The 20179-nt window shown below is 59.6% G+C and carries 20 protein-coding genes and 1 other annotated feature; of the genes, 8 read left to right on the forward strand and 12 right to left on the reverse strand.

Annotated elements, in window-relative coordinates; genetic code table 11:
- Window positions 1-12: 12 nt before the first annotated feature.
- Window positions 13-1551 carry an O-antigen ligase family protein gene (locus tag Q0J75_RS00865; protein ID WP_297195888.1) on the forward strand — a complete coding sequence of 513 codons (1539 nt, stop codon included), beginning with the start codon at window positions 13-15 and terminating at the stop codon, window positions 1549-1551.
- Window positions 1552-1695: 144 nt separating this feature from the next.
- Here the strand turns inward: Q0J75_RS00865 and Q0J75_RS00870 are convergent, their stop codons facing one another.
- On the reverse strand, window positions 1696-2580 hold the full coding sequence (locus tag Q0J75_RS00870) for a DUF5104 domain-containing protein (RefSeq protein WP_297195889.1): 885 nt from the start codon (window positions 2578-2580) through the stop codon (window positions 1696-1698).
- A 34-nt stretch (window positions 2581-2614) separates the two neighbouring features.
- The gene (gene ilvD / locus Q0J75_RS00875; protein WP_297195890.1) at window positions 2615-4276 is read right to left on the reverse strand and encodes a dihydroxy-acid dehydratase; all 1662 of its coding nucleotides are present in this window, start codon (window positions 4274-4276) and stop codon (window positions 2615-2617) included.
- A 118-nt stretch (window positions 4277-4394) separates the two neighbouring features.
- Between ilvD and Q0J75_RS00880 the strand changes: the two genes are divergently transcribed.
- Window positions 4395-5078 (forward strand): FadR/GntR family transcriptional regulator, encoded by a 684-nt coding sequence (locus tag Q0J75_RS00880; protein ID WP_297195891.1) that lies wholly within the window; start codon window positions 4395-4397, stop codon window positions 5076-5078.
- A 94-nt stretch (window positions 5079-5172) separates the two neighbouring features.
- Here the strand turns inward: Q0J75_RS00880 and ilvC are convergent, their stop codons facing one another.
- The 3 genes from ilvC to ilvB all read right to left on the reverse strand — a co-directional run bounded on the left by ilvC (window position 5173) and on the right by ilvB (window position 8596).
- On the reverse strand, window positions 5173-6192 hold the full coding sequence (gene ilvC / locus Q0J75_RS00885) for a ketol-acid reductoisomerase (RefSeq protein ID WP_297195892.1): 1020 nt from the start codon (window positions 6190-6192) through the stop codon (window positions 5173-5175).
- Window positions 6193-6313: 121 nt separating this feature from the next.
- On the reverse strand, window positions 6314-6871 hold the full coding sequence (gene ilvN, locus Q0J75_RS00890; RefSeq protein WP_297195893.1) for an acetolactate synthase small subunit: 558 nt from the start codon (window positions 6869-6871) through the stop codon (window positions 6314-6316).
- Between the two features lie 15 nt (window positions 6872-6886).
- Window positions 6887-8596, reverse strand: a complete 1710-nt coding sequence (gene ilvB, locus Q0J75_RS00895; protein ID WP_297195894.1) for a biosynthetic-type acetolactate synthase large subunit — start codon at window positions 8594-8596, stop codon at window positions 6887-6889.
- 55 nt (window positions 8597-8651) lie between these two features.
- Window positions 8652-8871 (reverse strand) — a binding site (T-box leader).
- 372 nt (window positions 8872-9243) lie between these two features.
- On the opposite strand from ilvB, the gene rsxC reads away from it, so the two are divergent.
- The 6 genes from rsxC to rnfB are packed head-to-tail and all read left to right on the forward strand — an operon-like array spanning window position 9244 to window position 14379.
- Window positions 9244-10590, forward strand: coding sequence for an electron transport complex subunit RsxC (gene rsxC / locus Q0J75_RS00900; RefSeq protein ID WP_297195895.1), 1347 nt, complete (start codon window positions 9244-9246; stop codon window positions 10588-10590).
- The gene (locus Q0J75_RS00905) at window positions 10587-11648 is read left to right on the forward strand and encodes an RnfABCDGE type electron transport complex subunit D (protein ID WP_297195896.1); all 1062 of its coding nucleotides are present in this window, start codon (window positions 10587-10589) and stop codon (window positions 11646-11648) included. The genes rsxC and Q0J75_RS00905 overlap by 4 nt, the downstream gene beginning before the upstream one ends.
- A 3-nt stretch (window positions 11649-11651) precedes the next feature.
- On the forward strand, window positions 11652-12209 hold the full coding sequence (locus tag Q0J75_RS00910) for an RnfABCDGE type electron transport complex subunit G (RefSeq protein ID WP_297195897.1): 558 nt from the start codon (window positions 11652-11654) through the stop codon (window positions 12207-12209).
- 14 nt (window positions 12210-12223) lie between these two features.
- Complete coding sequence (gene rsxE / locus Q0J75_RS00915; RefSeq protein ID WP_297195898.1) at window positions 12224-12871, forward strand: electron transport complex subunit RsxE; 648 nt, start codon at window positions 12224-12226, stop codon at window positions 12869-12871.
- Window positions 12871-13461, forward strand: coding sequence for an electron transport complex subunit RsxA (gene rsxA / locus Q0J75_RS00920; protein WP_297195899.1), 591 nt, complete (start codon window positions 12871-12873; stop codon window positions 13459-13461). Before rsxE ends, rsxA begins: the two co-directional genes overlap by 1 nt.
- Before the next feature lie 15 nt (window positions 13462-13476).
- Window positions 13477-14379, forward strand: a complete 903-nt coding sequence (gene rnfB, locus Q0J75_RS00925; RefSeq protein WP_297195900.1) for an RnfABCDGE type electron transport complex subunit B — start codon at window positions 13477-13479, stop codon at window positions 14377-14379.
- Between the two features lie 55 nt (window positions 14380-14434).
- On the opposite strand, the gene Q0J75_RS00930 is transcribed toward rnfB, so the two are convergent.
- The 7 genes from Q0J75_RS00930 to Q0J75_RS00960 form a co-directional block, all read right to left on the reverse strand.
- A complete protein-coding gene (locus Q0J75_RS00930; protein ID WP_297195901.1) occupies window positions 14435-15004 on the reverse strand; it encodes an HdeD family acid-resistance protein in 570 nt (189 codons plus the stop codon).
- 22 nt (window positions 15005-15026) lie between these two features.
- Window positions 15027-15512, reverse strand: a complete 486-nt coding sequence (locus tag Q0J75_RS00935) for a YbaK/EbsC family protein (protein WP_297195902.1) — start codon at window positions 15510-15512, stop codon at window positions 15027-15029.
- Window position 15513: 1 nt separating this feature from the next.
- Window positions 15514-15909 (reverse strand): thioesterase family protein, encoded by a 396-nt coding sequence (locus Q0J75_RS00940; RefSeq protein ID WP_297195903.1) that lies wholly within the window; start codon window positions 15907-15909, stop codon window positions 15514-15516.
- A gap of 113 nt (window positions 15910-16022) precedes the next feature.
- A complete protein-coding gene (locus Q0J75_RS00945; RefSeq protein WP_297195904.1) occupies window positions 16023-17105 on the reverse strand; it encodes an ABC transporter substrate-binding protein in 1083 nt (360 codons plus the stop codon).
- A 70-nt stretch (window positions 17106-17175) separates the two neighbouring features.
- On the reverse strand, window positions 17176-18036 hold the full coding sequence (locus tag Q0J75_RS00950) for an ABC transporter permease (protein WP_297195905.1): 861 nt from the start codon (window positions 18034-18036) through the stop codon (window positions 17176-17178).
- Window positions 18033-18881: an ABC transporter permease gene (locus Q0J75_RS00955; protein ID WP_297195906.1), complete on the reverse strand. Its 849-nt coding sequence runs from the start codon at window positions 18879-18881 to the stop codon at window positions 18033-18035. Before Q0J75_RS00955 ends, Q0J75_RS00950 begins: the two co-directional genes overlap by 4 nt.
- Entirely contained in the window at window positions 18871-20037 is a 1167-nt protein-coding gene (locus Q0J75_RS00960) for an ABC transporter ATP-binding protein (protein WP_297195907.1), read from the reverse strand. Before Q0J75_RS00960 ends, Q0J75_RS00955 begins: the two co-directional genes overlap by 11 nt.
- Between the last annotated feature and the right edge of the window lie 142 nt (window positions 20038-20179).

The raw sequence follows: 20179 nt of genomic DNA on the forward strand, positions 1-20179 counted from the left end.
GTAATTATACTGATGTCTATCACAGAAAGTAGCCTGTTTCTCCGCTTTTTCCTGGCCTTCTGGCTGGGCATCCGGCGTGGGTGGGGCGAGAGCCTGCCGGGCCGGATGTGCGGAGGCCTGGAGCGGTGGTTCACCAGACAGCTGAGAGGCAGTGTGATCTTCCGCTTTGTCTGGCGGGAGGGAACGGTACCCAAGGCTTGGCCCAACAGCCTGTCCTGCCGTTTGTTTACCGCAATCATCAACATTCCCTGTACCATCTGCAAGTGGCTCTATCAGCTGGGCCGGCCGGTGTGGGACAGCAGCCTGTTCTGCCGCTTCCTGAGCGCGGTGGGCGGGGCCGGATTCTTCTTCCTGGGGCTGTTCATGCTGGTGATGCTGATGGCTCCCCATGAGATGTGGAACAATACCTATGGCCTGCTGGGAACGGTGGCTGTCGCTGGCCTGTTTATTATTGGCAGCGCCTCCCGGAGCCGTGACCGGCTGGAGCTGGACACCCTGGGGCCCTATATGACCCTCTATATGGGCCTCATCTGCGTGGCTCTGATGGGGTCTATTTCCACCCATCTGTCCATGCGCTTTTTTGCCTTCCATCTGACCGGCTTTTTGCTGGTGCTGCTGGTGGTGAGCAGCGTACGCAAGTATGAGCAGCTCCAGCTGATGGTGGCGCTGGCGGTGCTGGGTATCTCGGTGGCCGCCCTCTATGGCTGCTATCAGGGATATGTGGGGGTGGATGTGGTAGCCTCCCAGCAGGATATGACGGTGAATGAGGGGATGCCCGGCCGGGTCTATTCTTTCTTTGACAACCCCAACAACTTTGCTGAACAGCTGGTCATGCTGCTGCCCCTGGATTTTGCCCTCTTCCTCAACTCCCGCTGGCGGGGGAAGATTCTCTCTCTGCTCTCCCTGTGCGTGGGCGTGGCGGCTATCGGCTTCACCTACGGCCGTTCCTGCTGGATTGGCCTGACCCTGGCGGTGGTGGTGTTCCTGGCCCTCATGGACTGGCGGTGGGTGCCCCTGTTCATCCTGGCCGGATTGGTGGCCATCCCCTTCCTGCCGGAGACCATCTACAACCGGATCCTCACCATCACCAATACGCAGGACAGCTCCACCCGGTACCGCTTTGAGATCTATTCCACCACAGAAAATCTCATGCGGGACCACTGGGTCAAGGGTGTGGGCCTGGGTACCGATGTGATGAAGCAGGTCTTCCAGACCTATCCCACCAACTTTGACGGAACCTATCCCGTCCACACCCACAACAACTATTTGCAGATGTGGGCGGAAACCGGCATTTGGGGCGGGATCTCCTTCCTGGCGCTGCTGCTCTATCAGCTGAAGAGCGGCGTCAAGGCCTTCCGGGCCGCCGCGGACAAAAGGGTCAAGCGGCTGCTGGCTGCCGGTCTGGGCGCCTTCTGTGGGATTCTGCTGGTCAGCGTGGCGGAGTACACCTGGTTCTATCCCCGCAATATGTTCACCTATTGGTTCCTCTTCGGCGTTATCGCCGCCTGTGTCAAGCTGGTTCAGCTGGATACGAAGAAGAAGGAGGCATAAAAAACCGTTGCCGTTTTGAGGTCCTCTGACAGGGGAACCCTGTAGGCGTTTAAAACCCCGGCAGATATTGCTTCAGCAATATCTGCCGGGGTTTACTACTACACAGTATAGCAGAGAAGAAACGTCCCGGCTAAACCCATGTCCTCACAAAGTTTCGTTCTTGGGGTTGTCCCACAGTTCATACAGCCACTCAAATTCTCCCACAACATCCACAGATATAATTTCGTCCTTGTTCTCATCAACACATAAACGCAGATAGGCCACGGTTTCATCCTCTCTCTGCAATGCATAGTACCAGAATACATCGAACGCATTGGGCTGACCAAATCGTTCTAAAAAATCGGAAAAGCGGTCGGTCTTCTCCAGCAGATTCCGTGCAAGTTCTTCCTGCAGAGGTGGTGTGGCTGCGTCGTAGCGGTGCAGGTATCCCTCGATGGGCCGCACCGGATAGTCCGCAGGATGGTCCATATAAATGTAGAGCCCCGTATCGTCTGAGTCCGGCCAACCTTCTTCGTGGTACTTGAGATAATCACCGGCGGAATAAAAATCTACACTGGTAATTCCGATCTCGTTCTCGTCCCAGTCGTCTTCATCTACCATCTTCAGGGAACACCAGAAATAGGTTCCGTCACAACCAACCAGGAAGGCATCTGTCAATTCCGAGCGGCGCATTCCATAGGAAATCCGGTCATTGCCTGAGCTGCCTGTATCCCACCGCAGGTTAATTTGGGTGGGGCCAGGGTAAAGCTCAGTCAGCGTAACCAGCTGATCTTCCAGATCTGCGTCCGCGTTTTGGACGTTGACAGAAAAAAGTGATTTCATGGTCTGAACATCGCCTGTATCCAAGGCCGCAAAAAAGGCATCCACAGTCTCGCCATAGACGTGGCTTTTTTTGGATTCTTCCTCCAGCTGAGATAGACGGAGGGAAGATAAGCTGCAACCTGTCAGACCAACACACAGTACCGCCAGAATACCGATAACTGCCCAGCTTTGAAGGATAGAACTTACTTTTGGATGATATCGTCTCATATTGATCCCTCTTGTGGGGCCGATGCCCGGAGTCTTACTCCAGCACGGCACCCCGGGAGGCGGAGGTGACCAGCTTGGCATATCGGGCCAAATACCCTGTCTTGACCTTGGGCTCGGGGCACACCCACTTAGCCTTTCGGGCAGCCAGGACAGCGTCGTCCACCTGAAGCTCGATCTTGCAGGCGGGAATGTCGATGGAGATAATATCGCCCTCTTCCACCAGGCCGATGGGGCCGCCCTGGGCCGCCTCAGGGCAGACGTGGCCGATGGCAGCGCCACGGGTGGCGCCGGAGAAGCGGCCGTCGGTGATGAGAGCCACGCTCTCGCCCAGACCCATGCCTACAATGGCGGAGGTGGGGTTGAGCATCTCACGCATACCGGGGCCGCCCTTGGGGCCCTCGTAGCGGATGACCACCACGTCGCCAGGGACGATCTTGCCGGCATAGATGGCGGAAATGGCCTCCTCCTCGCTGTCAAACACCCGGGCGGGGCCGGTGTGAGCCATCATCTCAGGGGCCACGGCGGAGCGCTTGACCACACAGCCCTCGGGGGCCAGATTGCCCTTGAGCACGGCGATGCCGCCGTCCTGGGAGTAGGGATTCTCGATGGGCCGGATGAGCTCGGGATTGCGGTTTTCCACGCCCTCTAGATTCTCCTCCAGAGTCTTGCCGGTGCAGGTCATGACGGAGGTGTCCAGCAGGCCCTTTTTGGTCAGCTCTTTCATGACGGCGTACACGCCGCCGGCGCCCTCCAGGTCCTCCATGTAGGTGTCCCCAGCGGGGGCCAGGTGGCACAGGTTGGGGGTCTTGGAGGAGATCTCGTTGGACATGTCCAGATCCAGCTCAATGCCGCACTCGTGGGCGATGGCGGGCAGGTGGAGCATGGTGTTGGTGGAGCAGCCCAAAGCCATGTCTACCGCCTCGGCGTTGTGGAAGGCGGCGGGGGTCATGATGTCCCGGGGCTTGATGTCCCGTTTCACCAGCTCCATGATCTGCATACCGGCGTGCTTGGCCAGCCGCAGCCGGGCGGACCACACGGCGGGGATGGTGCCGTTGCCCCGCAGACCCATGCCGATGGCCTCGGTAAGGCAGTTCATGGAGTTGGCGGTGTACATGCCGGAGCAGGAGCCGCAGGAGGGGCAGGCGTTGTTCTCGTAGTCCTCCACACCGGCCTCGTCCAGCTTGCCCGCCTTGTAGGCGCCTACCGCCTCAAACATGTGGCTCAGGCAGGAGCGGCGGCCGTCGTTGAGCCGACCCGCCAGCATGGGACCGCCGGAGCAGAAGATGGTGGGGATGTTTACACGGGCGGCGGCCATCAGTAGGCCGGGCACGTTCTTATCGCAGTTGGGGATCATCACCAGACCGTCAAACTGGTGAGCCATGGCCATGGCCTCGGTGGAGTCGGCGATGAGGTCCCGGGTGACCAGGGAGTATTTCATGCCGATGTGGCCCATGGCGATGCCGTCGCACACGGCAATGGCGGGAAACTCCACCGGGGTACCCCCGGCGGCCCGGACACCGGCCTTGACGGCCTCGGCGATCTTGTCCAGATTCATGTGGCCGGGAACGATCTCATTATAGGAACACACCACGCCGATAAGGGGCCGCTCCAGCTCCTCCTTGGTGTAGCCCAGAGCATAAAAGAGGGAGCGGTTGGGGGCGCGCTCCACGCCTTTTGTCACGTTGTCACTGCGCATAGGGGATGACCTCCTTGTTGATCTGTATATAAGTTGTATGATAATACTTGCGTTGTCTGACTATATACTATATGATAGAGGCACAACTGTCAAGGACTGACCGGAAGGGAAGTAGGGTATGGAAAAAAAGAGTTTGGCCCAGCAGACCGCTGAGGGGTTATATGGCCGCATTGTGGTGGAAAAGGGCCTGAAGGCGGGGGAAAAGCTGCCCAACGAGGTGGACCTGGCCGGGGAGCTGGGGGTGAGCCGGGCCACCCTGCGGGAGGCCATCCGCACCCTCACCGCCCAAGGAGTGCTGGAGGTGCGGCGGGGGAAGGGGACCTTTGTGTCCCAGGAGGTGGAGGAGATGAGCGATTTCGGCTTTTCCACGCTGGAGCGGGTACGGGGCCAGCTGCGGGACCTGTTCGAGCTGCGCTCTATCTTTGAGCCGGAGGCCGCCGCCCTGGCTTGCCGCCGGGCCACAGAGGAGGAGCTGGCGGCTATCCTGGACCGGGGGGCGGAGGTGGAGCGGTGCATCCGGGCCGGGGCCGACCGGACCCAGGCTGACCGGGCCTTTCATGCCGCCATCGTCCGGGGGACACACAATGAATTTCTGGTGCGGCTGCTCCCGCTCATCGACCAGGCGGTGTCCTCCGCCCTGACAGCGGGGGAGCACCAGGAGCAGCTGGCGGAGGATACTTGCCGGGATCATGCGTTGCTGATGGAGTTTCTGCGCAAGCGGGATGGGGCGGGGGCCAAATACGCTATGGCCATCCACCTGCGGCACAGCATGGACGTGATGGGGCTGGAGCGGCCGAACTGATGAGGGCGCTTTCCATAACCGGCAGGATGGTCTTAAATACATTCAAAAAAGGGGTCCCGGATGATTCCGGGACCCCTTTTATAGCGGCAGTATATTAGTTGGAAGCAGTATCCAGGTCGGTGTCGCCGCCCCAGATCATGTTCTTGCGCAGCTCCTCGCCCACGATCTCCATCTGGTGCTTCTTGAGCGCGGCACGCTTGGAGTTGAAGAAGGTGCGGCCGTTCTTGTTCTCGGCGATCCACTTGCCGGCGAAGGTACCGTCCTGGATGTCGTCCAGCACCTTGCGCATGTTCTTCTTGGTCTCCTCGTAGGGCAGCACACGGGGACCGGAGACGTACTCGCCGTACTCAGCGGTGTCGGAGATGGAGTAGTTCATGGCAGCCACGCCGCCCTTATTGATGAGGTCGATGATGAGCTTCATCTCGTGGATGCACTCGAAGTAGGCGTTCTCAGGCTCATAACCGGCCTCCACCAGGGTCTCAAAGCCGCAGCGCATCAGGTCCACCACGCCGCCGCACAGAACAGCCTGCTCACCAAACAGGTCGGTCTCGGTCTCGTCGTGGAAGGTGGTCTCCATAACGCCGGCGCGGGCACCGCCGATGCCGGCGATGTAGGCCAGGGCGATCTTGTAGGCGTTGCCGGTGGCGTTCTGCTCTACGGCCACCAGGCAGGGCACGCCCTTGCCGTTGACATAGGTGGAGCGGACGGTGTGGCCGGGGCCCTTGGGGGCGGCCATGAACACATCCACGCCGGCGGGCGGGACGATCTGCTGATAGCGGATATTGAAGCCGTGAGCAAAGGCCAGAGCCTTGCCCTCGGTCATGTAGGGGGCAATGTCCTTCTTGTACACATCGGCCTGGACCTCGTCGTTGATGAGGATCATGACGATATCGCCCCACTGGGCGGCCTCGGGAACAGTCTTGACCTGGAGACCGGCCTGCTCGGCCTTGGCCCAGTTCTTGGAGCCCTGGCGCAGACCCACGCACACGTCGCAGCCGGAATCCTTCAGGTTCATGGCATGGGCATGGCCCTGGGAGCCGAAGCCGATGATGGCGATCTTCTTGCCGTTCAGGTAGGACAGGTCACAGTCCTTCTCGTAATACATCTTAGCCATAGTGATTGCACTCCTTTGTCGGATATGGTTGATGGCCCAATAGTAGCACAGCAGGGCACAAAAGAATGATAAGCATGATACAATCTTGAAAACTTTTTGAGCGGGGGCGGAGCAACGGAGTTTACAGGATATTTTTGCCCAAGTTAAACTCGGTCTGCTCCTTGGTCTCGTCCTCAATGGTATAAGCGCCCCGTTCCAAAGCCACCATGCCGGTGCGTACCAGCTCCAGGATGCCGAAGGCCTCCAGCAGCTTCTGCATGGCCTCGGCCTTGGTCTCGTCACCGATGAGGGCCAGGGTGAGGGATTTCAGGGACACGTCAATGATGGAGGCCCGGAAGATGTTGGCGATCTGGATGACCTCGTTGCGGATATCGTGGGTCTCGGCCTTTACCTTGAACATCACCAGCTCCCGGCGGATGGACCGCTCCGGCTTCAGCTCCTGCACCGAGTAGACGGGGAACTGCTTGCGCAGCTGGTTCATGATCTGCTCGATCATGGAGGCGTCGGCCATAACCTCAATGGTGATACGGGACACAGTGGGATCGTCGGTGGTGCCCACGGCCAGGGACTCAATGTTGTAACCCTTCCGGGAGAACAGCCGGGAGACCTGAGACAGGACGCCGGCGGAGTTTTCCACCAGCACCGAGAGGGTGCGGCGGGTGACAGTCAGCTCATTCATGTTCCACGCCCTCCTTTAATCCAGAATGAAGTCGGTAACGGGGGTACCGGCCGACACCATGGGGTGGACCATGGCGTCCTTGTCAATGGCGCACTCGATCACATAGGGCCGTCCGGCGGCTACCGCCCGGCGGAAGGCTGCCTCAAACTCGGTCTGGGTGGCAGCCCGCTCGCCCTGGATGCCATAGGCCTCCGCCAGTTTGACAAAGTCGGGGCCCCGGTCCAGATCGGTCTGGGAGAACCGTTTGTGGTAAATGAGGTTCTGCCACTGGCGGACCATGCCCAAAGTCCGGTTATTGAAGATAACGGTGATGACGGGAATATTGTAGTGCTCGGCGGTACACAGCTCATGACAGTTCATGCGGAAGCAGCCGTCGCCGGTACACTGGACCACCACCTTGCCGGGATTGCCCACGGCGGCTCCCATGGCGGCTCCCAGGCCAAAGCCCATGGTGCCGAAGCCGCCGGAGGTAATGAACTGCCCCGGCCGGGAGAAGTGGTAATACTGGGCGCACCACATCTGGTGCTGGCCCACGTCGGTGGCGATGATGGCGTCCCCGTCGGTGACTGCCTGGATGGTCTCCAAAATCTCATGGGGGTGGAGGATCTCGTCCTTCTTCAGGGGGACCTCCTTGTGGGAGAAGACCCACTGCTTCCACTCCGGGTAGTCGTGGGCGGGGAGCTTGGCGTTGAGCAGCTCCAGCACCCGCCGGGCGTCTCCGATGATGTGGTGGTGGGTCTTGACGTTCTTGTCGATCTCCGCCCGGTCGATGTCGATGTGGACGATCTTGGCATTGGGAGCGAAGGTGGCCGGGTCGGTGGCCACCCGGTCGGAGAACCGGCAGCCGATGGCGATGAGCAGGTCGCACTGGTCGCTGGCCGTGTTGGAGGCGTGGGAGCCGTGCATACCGATCATGCCGGTAAACAGGCGGTGGTCGCCGGGGCAGGCGCCGCCGCCCATAATGGTGGAAGCCACCGGAGCATTGAGAGTCTCGATGAACTGGCGGAACTGAGGCACCGCGCCACGGGAGCGGATCACGCCGCCGCCCACCAGCACCAGAGGCCGGTGGGCCTCCTCGATCATGTCCAGCAGGGTCTGGATGTCGCCGGAGTCAGGCTCGGGGGCCTTCAGGTCGTGGCTGGCCCGGCGGAGCATGGCGCCCAGACGGCCATGGTTGGGATGCTCGGATAGGGGCAGGGGCGTATATTCCGCCTCGGCGGCGGTGACATTCTTAGCGATATCCACCAGCACCGGGCCGGGACGGCCCGAGCGGGCGATGGCAAAGGCCTCCCGGATCACATCGGCCAGCTGGTTGGGGTCCTTCACCAGGTAGTTGCACTTGGTGATGGGCATGGAGATACCGGTGATATCCACCTCCTGGAAGGAGTCCTTGCCAATCAGGTTCTCACTGACGTTGCAGGTGATGAATACGACAGGGGAGGAATCGTAGTAGGCCGTGGCGATACCGGTGGTCAGGTTGGTGGCGCCGGGGCCGGAGGTGGCAAAGCATACCCCCACCTTACCGGTGGCGCGGGCGTAGCCGTCAGCGGCGTGAGAGGCGCCCTGCTCGTGGGCGGTCAGGATATGGCGGATCTTATCCTTGTAGCCGTGCAGCTCAAACTCATCATATACGTTCAGGATGGTGCCGCCGGGGTAACCGAATACGGTATCCACACCCTGCTCCAGCAGACATTCCATCAGGATCTGGGCTGTTTTCATTCTCATGGTGGAAAAGACCTCCTTTGGCTGGTATGGGAGAAAACAACATGGCGGCTTCGTCCCATAGGACGAAGCCGCCATGACGCTCCGTGGTACCACCTAATTTCGCGGGCAGGCCCGCGCGCTCTGCCCCCAATAACGGAGGGTGACCGTCCCCGCCTACTGTGGTTCAGCGGGACCGCTCCCGGGTGACCTTCCGGTGCGGCCTCACGGGAGCTTACACCAGCCGCTCCCTCTCTGCGCTTATGCGCCGCCCGTACTGTCCCGGTCATTGCGTTTCTGCCGCCTCCCGCCGGACGGCGGGGTGTGGCGTGAATTGTAGGTATAATCATACGCTTTTCCAAAGGGCTTTGTCAATCGGCCTTTTCAAACTTCTGCGTTTTAAACAAGTGAAGTGCCCTGGGGCGGGGGTGAAATCCACGGTTCCGTCAATTTGGAAACCAGCTGGTTTAGAAAGAACACTGAGCTCAATTTGGGGCAAAGTATATGTAAATTTCACAAAACTTGTTGGTTTAGCAGAAAAAACGGGGAGAAATTTAATGGTTTTAACTGGACAATTTGTGCGCTTTGCGCTATGATAATTCTGTTTGAGATACCGGTCAAACGACTCAGAAAAATGGCCCGTGTGTGGGTCAGATTTGCGAGGTGGACCTATGAAGCAAAGCTTTTACGGCGGCGTGCACCCCCATGACCGGAAGGAGCTGGCACGCCACAAGGAGATAGCGCCGCTGAGCGCTGCTCCCAAGCAGGTGGTCATCGCCATGTCCATGCATATCGGCGCCCCCTGCAAGCCCATTGTCGCGGTGGGCGACCACGTCAAGGTGGGACAGAAGATCGGCGAGATCGCCGGACTGGGCGCGCCCATCCACGCCTCCGTGTCCGGTGAGGTCAAGGCGGTGGAGCCGCGTCCCTACGTGGGCGGCGGCAAGTGTATGTCGGTGGTCATTGAGAACGATTTCCAGGATACCTGGGGTTCGGAGCTCACCCCCCATCCCGACTACAGCAAGCTGAGCACCCAGGAGATCGTGGACATTGTCAAGGAGGCTGGCATCACCGGTATGGGCGGCGCCGGTTTCCCCGCCCATGTGAAGATCAGCTCCGGGATTGGCAAGGTGGACACCCTGATCCTCAACGGCGCCGAGTGTGAGCCCTACATCACCGCCGACCACCGCCTGATGCTGGAGCAGGGCGAGCGGGTCATCGGCGGCGCCCGCATCCTGATGCAGGCCTTTGGCCTCAAGAGCGCCGTCATCGGTGTGGAGGCCAACAAGGAGGACGCCATCGAGCACCTGAAGAACCTGGTGGGCGGCAAGGGCGATGTGCAGGTGGAGAGCCTGCGCACCCGTTACCCCCAGGGCGCTGAGAAGCAGCTGATCCAGCGCATCACTGGCCGGGAGGTACCCCCCGGCGGCCTGCCCGCCCATGTGGGTTGCGCTGTGTTCAACGTGGGCACCGCCGCCGCCGTGTATGACGCGGTTGTGGAGGGCAAGCCTGTCACCCACCGTGTACTTACCGTCACCGGCGACGCCATCCAGGAGCCCAAGAACCTGCTGGTGCCTCTGGGTGTGTCCTTCCAGTCCCTCATCGACGAGGCCAAGGGCTTCAAGGAGGAGCCGGAGCGTATCCTCACCGGCGGTCCCATGATGGGTATTGCCCAGTACAACCTGGACGTCACCTGCATCAAGGGCACCAACGCCGTGCTCTGCCTCACCAAGCGGGAGGCTGCTCCCGTGGTGGAAGAGGAAGTCTGCCTGCGCTGCGCCCGCTGCGTCAACGTCTGCCCCATGCACCTGACCCCTGTGTACATGCATCTGTACGCTGAAAAGGGCATGTGGAAAGAGGCTGAGGCGCTCAACGTCATGGACTGCATCGAGTGCGGTTCCTGTAACTACATCTGCCCCGCCCGTATTCACCTGGTCCAATCCTTCCGTGTGACCAAGGGTGAGCTGCGGAATCTGGCGGCCAAGGAAAAAGCGGCGAAGGAGGCGGCCAAAGCATGAATGAGGAAAAGAAGCTGAATCTGACGGTGGCCTCGTCTCCCCACGTGGCCTCTCCCATTGATACCCAGAGCCTGATGCGGGATGTGCTCATCGCTCTGGTGCCCGCCCTTGTCATGGGCGTGGTGTTCTTCGGACCACGGGCTCTCGTCGCCACCCTCATCTCCGTGGTGGCCTGTGAGTTTTTTGAGTGGGCCTACCGGAAACTGATGCATAAGTCCATGGCCAACAAGGACCTGTCCGCCGCCGTCACTGGCGTGCTGCTGGCCTTTGTGTGCGCCCCCACGCTGCCCTATTGGATGCTCATCATCGGCGATTTCTTCGCCATTGTGGTGGTCAAGCAGCTCTTCGGCGGCCTGGGTCAGAACTTTATGAACCCCGCCCTAGGCGGCCGTGCCTTCCTGATGCTGTGCTATCCCGTGGCCATGACCACCTGGGTCGTGCCCGGGATCGGCGCTGACAAGTGGGCCGGTCTTCTCTCCGGCGAGGTCACCATGGCCGGCGCCGATATCGTCACCGGCGCCACTCCTCTGAGCGCTGACTACATGCACGGCGGCCTGCTGCCCGACGTCTCTCTGCTGGACGCTTTTGTGGGCAACGTGGGCGGCTGTATCGGTGAGGTGTCCGCCCTCATGCTGCTGCTGGGTGGCCTGTACCTGATTTGGCGGGGCGTCATCCGGGCCCGCATCCCTCTGGCCTACATCGCCACCGTGGCGGTGCTTACCTTCCTGTTCCCCATGGGCGGAAACGACCGGCTGACCTGGATGGCCTATCAGCTCTTCACCGGCGGCCTGTTCCTGGGCGCCTTCTTCATGGCCACCGACTATGTCACCAGCCCCGTCACCAAGAAGGGCGAGATCATCTTCGGCATCGGCTGCGGCCTGCTGACCGTGTTCATCCGCTACTTTGGCGGCTATCCCGAGGGCGTTTCCTACTCCATCCTCATCATGAACTGCTGCGTGTGGCTCATTGACAAGGTGGGCAAGCCCAACCGCTATGGCGTGACCAAGGAAATGAAGGCCGCCGCCAAGGCTGCCAAGAAAGCCGGAAAGGAGGGCTAAACCATGAGCGAAGCTGTAACCAAGAAAAAGGAGCCTGGGATGGCCACTCTGGTCATCGTGCTCTTTGCCATCTGCGCTATCACCGCTCTGCTGCTGGGCCTGACCAACGAGGTGACCGCCCCCTACATCGCGGCCAACAATGAGAAGACCACCCAGGAGGCCATGGCCAAGGTGCTGCCTTCTGACAGCTATGAGAAGGTCACGGACCAGTACACCGGCGGCGACGCCACGGTGGAGGACATCTATAAGGCCGGCGACGCCGGTTACGTGGTGCAGGTCAAGCCCGCCACCTCCTTCAGCGGTACGCTGACCGTCATGGTGGGTGTGGACACCGACGGCGCCTGCACCGGCATCTCCATTGTTAAGACCGGCGAGACCTCCGGCCTGGGCTCCAACGCCAGCAAGCCGGATTGGCAGGCCCAGTTTGTGGGCAAGACCGGTGAGGTCAAGGTGACCAAGGATGGCGGCGACATCAACGCCATCACCGGCGCCACCATCACCTCCCGCGGCGTGTCTGAAGCTGTTACCAGCGCCATCGCCGCCGCGGCCAGCATGGGCTAAGGAGGTTACATGTAATGAATGTGAAAAAGCAATTCATGGACGGTATGTTCTTCCAGAACCCCGTTACCGTCCAGCTGTTGGGCATGTGTTCCACCATGGCTATCACCACCACGCTGTTCAACGGTGTCGGTATGGGCGTGTCCGTGCTGGTCATCCTGACCCTGGCCAATATCATCATCTCTCTGCTGCGTAAGATCATCCCCAACAACATCCGTATCGCCTGCTTCATCGTGGTCATCGCCGGTTTCGTCACCATCGTTGACCTGTGCCTGCAAGCCTTCCTGCCGTCCCTGTCCGCCAGCCTGGGCCTGTTTATCCCGCTGATCGTGGTAAACTGTATCATTCTGGGCCGGGCCGAGTCCTTCGCCTATAAGAACGGCGTGGTGGTCTCTGCTCTGGACGGTATTTTCCAGGGCCTGGGCTACACCGTGATCCTGGTGATCATGTGTGTCATCCGTGAGTTCCTGGGCAACGGCACCTTCGGCGGCGGCATCCTCAACGGCGGCGACGGTATCCGCATCCTGCCCGAGGGCATCCCTGCTCTGGGTATGATCCTCCCTGTGGGCGGCTTCATTACCCTGGCTGTGCTCATCGCCGCCATGCAGTATTTCCTGAACAAGCCCAAAAAGGGCGAGAAAAAGACTGAGGAGGTGGCCAAGTAATGGATTGGGCACAACTGTTTTCCGTAGCCCTGGGCGCCATCCTGGTCAACAACTTCATCGTGGCCCAGTTCCTGGGCATCTGCCCCTTCATGGGCGTGTCCAAGAAGGTGGAGACTGCCTCCGGCATGGGCCTGGCCGTTATCTTCGTTATGGGCCTGGCCTCCGCCATCTGCTGGCCCATCAACCAGTTTATCCTGGTGCCCATGGGTCTGACCTTCATGCAGACCGTGACCTACATTCTGGTCATCGCCGCCCTGGTGCAGTTCATCGAGATGTTCCTGAAGAAGTCCATGCCCTCTCTGTATGAGGCCCTGGGCGTGTACCTGCCCCTGATTACCACCAACTGCGCCGTGCTGGGCGTGGTGCTGCAGAACACCCAGAACAGCTATGACTTCATCACCAGCGTGGTGTATGGCGTCACCGGCGGTATCGGCTTCCTGCTGGTCATCGTGATCTTCGCCAGCATCCGGGAGCGGATGGAGTTCTCCGATTGCCCCAAGGCCTTTGAGGGCTTCCCCATCGCCCTGATGGCCGCCGGTCTGGTGGCCCTGGCCTTCCTGGGCTTCTCCGGCCTGAAGGTCTTTGGTTAAGGAGGGCGGAAGAATATGAATACTGTTATTTTTGCTGTGGTGGTTCTGGCCGTACTGGGCGCCATCTTTGGTCTCGTCCTGGCCATTGCCGCCAAGGTGTTCGCCGTTGAGGTGGACCCCCGGGAGGAGGCTATCCTGGGCTGCCTGCCCGGCGCCAACTGCGGCGGCTGCGGCTTCCCTGGCTGCTCCGGTTACGCCGCCGCCGTGGTGAAGGGCACTGCTCCCGTCAATGCCTGCGCCGCCGGCGGTGAGGCGGTGGCTGCCCAGATCGGCGAGATCATGGGTGTGGCTGCCGGCGCCTCTGTCAAGCAGATCGCCCAGGTGCACTGCACCGGCTGCGGTCAGAACTACAAGCAGTACAACTATGTGGGCCTCCACGACTGCGTGGCCGCCTCCAAGCTCCCCGGCGGGGGAGATTTGGGCTGCTCTTACGGCTGTCTGGGTCTGGGCTCCTGTGAAAAGGTCTGTCCCTTTGACGCCATCCATGTGGTGGACGGCGTGGCCAAGGTGGACGAGGAGAAGTGTAAGGCCTGTAACAAGTGCGTAGACGTGTGCCCCCGGCACATCATCGCGCTGGAGCCCTACAAGACCAAGCGCCACGTCACCATTCCCTGCTCCTCCCACGACAAGGGAGCCGACGCCCGGAAGGTGTGCGACAACGGCTGTATCGGCTGCTCCCTGTGCATGAAGAACTGCCCCAAGGAAGCCATCACCATGGTCAACAACCTGGCTGTCATCGACTATGAGAAGTGTATCGGCTGCGGCATCTGCGCACAGAAGTGCCCCCGCAAGCTGATTACCGTGGACGGCAAGGTACCTGAGGTGAAGCCTGCGGCTCCCAAGCCCGCCGCTGCGGCTGCTGCCGCACCCAAGGCGGAGGCCCCCAAGGCCGAGAAGCCCGCTGAACCCAAGGAATAACAAGAAAAAAGCTGTGTCCCGGAACAATTCCGGGGCACAGCTTTTTTGTGTGATTTTACAGGTCAAACGGCTGGTTTTTCTGATATTCCTTACTCCAATGGGACAGCTGGAAGAGGGTCCACAGATCGGTGACGCCGGCGTAGAGCAGCACCACACCGATGACCCGGAACAGGGCGGCCTCAGTCAGCAGGGGGTGGAAGATCACAAAAATGCCCAGAGCGGCCGAGACGAGAGAGAGGATCAGATTGACATTCCAGCGGCCATACTCCATCTGACGCAGCTCCAGGGTACGCTTGACGCTGAGCAGGCCGTCAATAGCGATATAAATGCCCAGAATGATGGGGATGATGCTCTGGATCAGCGGGGGAAAGAGGACCATGACGGCCCCCACAGCCAAGGCTACGATCCCCAGGAAGAGTCCCAGGAAGGCCCCGCTGCTGCGGTCGTCGCTGCGGCAAAAGCCGATGATGGTAAACAGGCCGTAGAGCAGCAGAATGGCACCAAAGGCGTAACAGATGAGGTCCATGATGATGGTGGGCCACAGGAGCAGTACAAAACCCAGGACCAAATAGAGGATGGAGAGGAAGACAAAGCTGACGGTCATATTTTTCAGACGTTCTTTCATGAAAAAACCACCTTTCTCCTGTCTATTGCGCGGGGGTCTGCCAGCCCTTGCATACATCGATCCAGCCGGCGCTGTTGGAGAGCTGGGCCAGTTCGTCACAGGTGAGCTCCACCGCTGAGGCGGCGTTTCCAGCGGCGGGATAGACGATATCAAACCGCTGGAGGGAGATATCCAGATAGGTGACGGTGCCCGGATGCTCAATGGCGAAGGGGCATACCCCGCCGATTTCATGGCCGGTAAAGGTCACTACCTGTTCCGGGGTAAGCATGGTGGCCTTGTGGTGGAACTGGGCTTTGAATTTGGCGTTGTCGATCTTGGCATCTCCCGCGCATACAATGAGTACCGCCCCGTCTTCGTGCAGGAAGGACAGCGTCTTGGCGATGCGGGCGGGTTCACACCCAACGGCCTGAGCGGCCAGCTCCACGGTGGCACTGGACACGGTAAACTCCCGGACCCGGTCCTCATAGCCCCGCTGGCGCAGATAGGCCCGGCCTTTTTCAATCGACATGTTATTTGCCCTCTTTCTTGGCCTGAGCTTTGGCCAGGAAACGGTCGGTCTGGATGATGAAGCGCTGATGCTCCCCCTTGCCGATGGGACCAGCCTCGTCATAGGCGGCCACGGTGTAGGTGAGCTTGCGGCCCTCCACAGCGGTGATCTCCGCCTCGGCCCACACCTTCATACCAACAGGGGTGGCTGCATCGTGGCTGACATTGAGCAGGGTGCCTACTGTGCCCTGGCCCTCCTCCAACTGAGCTTGTACCGCGTTGACGGCGGCATTTTCCATCAGAGCGATCATGGCGGGGGTGGCAAAGACGGGGACCAGACCGCTGCCCACCGCGGCGGCTGTATTTTCAGGGGTGACCACCGTTTCGGCCCGGCCCTTCATTCCTACGGAAATCGACATAAAAATTGGCTCCTTTTCTATCAAATTGGTTCGCACAGGTATCATTCTACATCAATCTCCATGATAAGGCAAGAAGAAAGCCGCACATAACTGTGCGGCTTTCTTGCGGTGTTTTAGTTGGAGGCCAGCATGAGCCGGGTCCACTCGGAATCGTAGAGGGCCAGGGTCTCAGCGGGCAGGTTCTTGAAGCTTTCGCAGTTGGCCAGGATGGACTCGTCGGGGTAGGCGTAGGGATCGCCGGACACCTCGGGGTCCAGCTCCTCCCGGACGGAGAGCAGGGGAGAGGAATACCAGATCTCCTCGCAGTTCTTCAGACCGGCGGCAGTGGAGCACATATAGTTGATGAAGATCTCGGCGTTCTCCTTGTTCTCGGCGCTCTTGGGGATGCACATGGCGTCCACATACAGGTTGGTGCCCTCCTCAGGCAGGCAGAAGGCCAGGTCGGGGTTGACCTCAGCCATGGTCAGGTAGTCGCCATAGTAGTAGGCGCCGATGGCGGCCGAGCCGCTCTGCATCTTCTCAAAGATCTCGTCCATAACGTAGGACTGAACCAGGGGCTTCTGCTGGATCAGCAGGTCCACGGCCTCTTTGATCTGGGCCTCGTCGGTGGTGTTGTAGGAGTAGCCCAGCTGCTTCAGAGCCACGCCGATGGCGTCCCGGGAGTTGTTGAACATCAGGATCTGACCGGCATAGTCCTCGTCAAACATGATGTCCCAGCTGGTGGGGGTCTCGTCCACCATAGAGGTGTTGTAGATCACACCCAGCAGACCCCACATATAGGGCACGCTGTACTGGTTCTCCGGGTCGTAGTCGGGATTCTTCAGAGCGGGGTCGATGTCCGCAAAATTGGGAATGTTGTCGAAGTTCAAAGGCTCCAGCATATCCTCTTCGATCATACGGGAGATCATATAGTCGGAAGGGATGACCACGTCGTAGCTGGCGCCGTCGTTCTTCAGGACGCCGTACATAGACTCGTTGCTCTCGAAGGTGTCATAGTTGACCTTGATACCGGTCTCGGCTTCAAAGTCCTCCAGAACGGACTCGTCAATGTAAACGCCCCAGTTGTAGACGTTGACGACGCCCTTGTCGGCAGTGCCGGGGTCCTTGGCCTCGCCGGTGGCGTCGCCGCCGCAGCCGGCCAGCACCAGGCTGAGAGACAGTGCGGAAGTGGTCAGGAGTGCGAGAGACTTTTTCAATTTCTTTCTTTATCCCCTTTCGGAAATGAAATTTATAACAGGGCCACAGGCCATGTTACCGGGAAATAGTTCACTGTCCAGGGTTGAGCTTGGCTTTCCGGCGGGCGGAGGCGGTCTCCTGCCGGGCCTGCCGGATGTTGACAGTGAGAAGCAACACAAACACGAAGATAAACATCAGGGTGGACAGGGCGTTGATCTCGGGTGTCACCGGCTTTTTCACCGCGGTGTAGATTTCCACCGCCAGGGTGGTGACGCCGGAGCCCTTGGTGAAGTAGCTGATAACGAAGTCGTCGATGGACATGGTAAAGGCGATGATAAGACCGTTGAGCACGCCGGGCATGATCTCAGGCAGGATCACCTTGCGGAAGGCGTAGAGGCCGGAGGCCCCCAGGTCCTGGGCGGCTTCGTACACGTTGGGGTCCAGCTGCCGCAGCTTGGGCATCACCGACAGGATCACATAGGGCGCGTTGAAGGTGATGTGAGCGATGAGAAGGGTACCGAAGCCGGTGCGCCAGCGCACCCCCAGCAGATCGCTGAGGAAGCTGTCGTTAAACACACCAATGGCGAACACAAAGAGCAGCATCATGGACACGCCGGTGATGATGTCCGCGTTGGTCAGGGGGATATTGTTGACCGACAGGCAGATGGTGCGGGCCCGCCGGCGCATACTGTAAAAGCCGATGGCGGCGGCAGTACCCAGCAGCGTGGCGATGAAGGCGGCCAGCACCGACAAGATGATGGTGGTGCGCAGGGCCCCTAATAGACGGCTGTTGTGGAACAGCTCCACATACCAATCCAGGGAGAAGCCGCCCCACACCCGGTTACTTTTGGTGGCGTTAAAAGAAAAGACGATCAGCAGGACAATGGGGGCGTACAGGAACAGATAAACCAGAATGGTAAAGACTCTGGAGGGGATACGATGGTTTTTCACAGCACAGCCACCCCCTCTTCTCCTTCACCAAAGCGGTTCATGATCGCCATCATCACCAAAACGATTACCATCATCACCAGGGCGATGGCGGAGCCCAGGTGAGGGTTGTAGGCGTTGCCCAGGAACTGCATTTCAATGAGATCGCCCAGCAGCAGGGTCTTGCCGCCGCCCAGCAGGCGGGACAGGGCGAAGGTGGACACAGAGGGGATAAACACCATGGTCACACCGGACAGCACGCCGGGCAGGGACAGGGGGAAGATGACCTTGCGGAACACCATGGAGCTGCTGGCCCCCAGGTCCTGGGCGGCCTCAATGACCTTGGGGTCGATCTTGTCGATGACCGAGAAGATGGGCAGCACCATAAAGGGCAGGAAGTTGTACACCATGCCCAGCACAATGGCGCCCTGGGTGTTGATCATGTGGAAAAACTGGATGTTGGTGCCGAAAATGGCGTTCCAAACGTTGAAAAAGCCGATGGAGGACAGAAACTGGTTGATAAGGCCGTTGTCGTCCAGAATGGACATCCAGGCGTAGGTCCGCAGCAGGAAGTTCATCCACATGGGGAGCATGATGAGCATCATGGCCACCTTGCGTACCATCAGCTTTTCCCGGGAAAGAAAATAAGCCAGGGGATAGCCGATGAGGATGCAGATCAGGGTGGCCGCAATGGCCAGGCCAAAAGAGTGCCAGAAGGCGGGCACATAGGTGCCCATGTTGCTGAAGTTGTCCAGGGTGACGCTGCCATCCTGGCCGGTGAAGGCAAAGACCACCACCAGAATCAGAGGGGCCACCACGAAGATGGCCATCCATACCACATAGGGCGCAGCCAGCCACTTATTCTTCATCTTCGTTCTCCTCCAGCCGGTCTTCGTTCAGCTCGTCATACTCGGAGGAGTAGGAGCTGTAGTCGCCGAAGGTGCCGGAGTACTGGCTCTTCTTCATGATGTGGAAGCCGTCGGGGTCGATCTTCACCCCAATCTTTGCCCCCACGGGGGAGTAGTCGGTGGTCTGAATGAGCCACTTGAAGCCCCGGAAATCCACGATGATATCATAGTGGATGCCCTTGAAGGTGACCTCGGTGACAGTGCCGGTGAGCTGGCCCTCGGCCTCGGGAACAATGTCGATGTCCTCGGGACGGATGACCACGTCCACTGCCTCGCCGGGGGCAAAACCCTTATCCAGGCACTTGAACTTCCGGCCGTACATACCCACCACATAGTCCTCGTGCATAATGCCGTCGATGATGTTGGATTCCCCGATGAAGTCGGCCACAAAGGCGTTTTTGGGCTCATTATAGATGTCCTCGGGAGTGCCGATCTGCTGGATCTTGCCTTCATTCATCACCACAATGGTGTCCGACATGGTGAGGGCCTCTTCCTGGTCGTGGGTGACGTAGATGAAGGTAATGCCCACCTGCTGCTGGATGCGCTTGAGTTCGATCTGCATATCCTTGCGCAGCTTCAGGTCCAAAGCGCCGAGAGGCTCGTCCAGCAGGAGCACCTGAGGCCGGTTGACGATGGCCCGGGCGATGGCCACCCGCTGCTGCTGGCCGCCGGAGAGGGAGTTCACCGACCGCTTGCCGTAGCCGGCCAGGTTCACCAGGGCCAGGGCCTCCTCCACCCGCTGCTTGATCTCGGCCTCAGGGACTTTGACCATGCGGTTGGGGTTGTTGGGGTCGGGGATCTTGTTCACCCGCAGGCCGAAGGCCACATTTTCAAAGATGTTCATATGGGTGAACAGGGCGTATTTTTGGAAAACGGTGTTGACCTTCCGCTTATGAGGGGGAACGTCATTAATCCTCACGCCGTCAAAATACACGTCGCCGGAGGTAGGCTTCTGAAAGCCGCCGATGATACGAAGCGTCGTGGTTTTGCCGCACCCGGAAGGACCGAGCAGCGTGAGGAACTCCTTATCGTTGATATAAAGGTTGATGTGGTCCAGAATGACGTCGTCGTCAAATTTCATGAAGCAATCCGACAGGCGGATCAGTTCCTTGGACATGTATCCTCCCCCATTTCTAAACGGTAGTAAAGGGCGTACCCAAACCGGCGGTTGGGTACGCCCTTATGACGAAACAAATATATATGGAATTGCGAAAAATGTCAATAATAAAACGGCTTTTTTTTCAGGGATTTTACGGGCC

Origin of the sequence: uncultured Flavonifractor sp. (assembly GCF_944385615.1) — a bacterium.
Taxonomy (GTDB): domain Bacteria; phylum Bacillota; class Clostridia; order Oscillospirales; family Oscillospiraceae; genus Flavonifractor.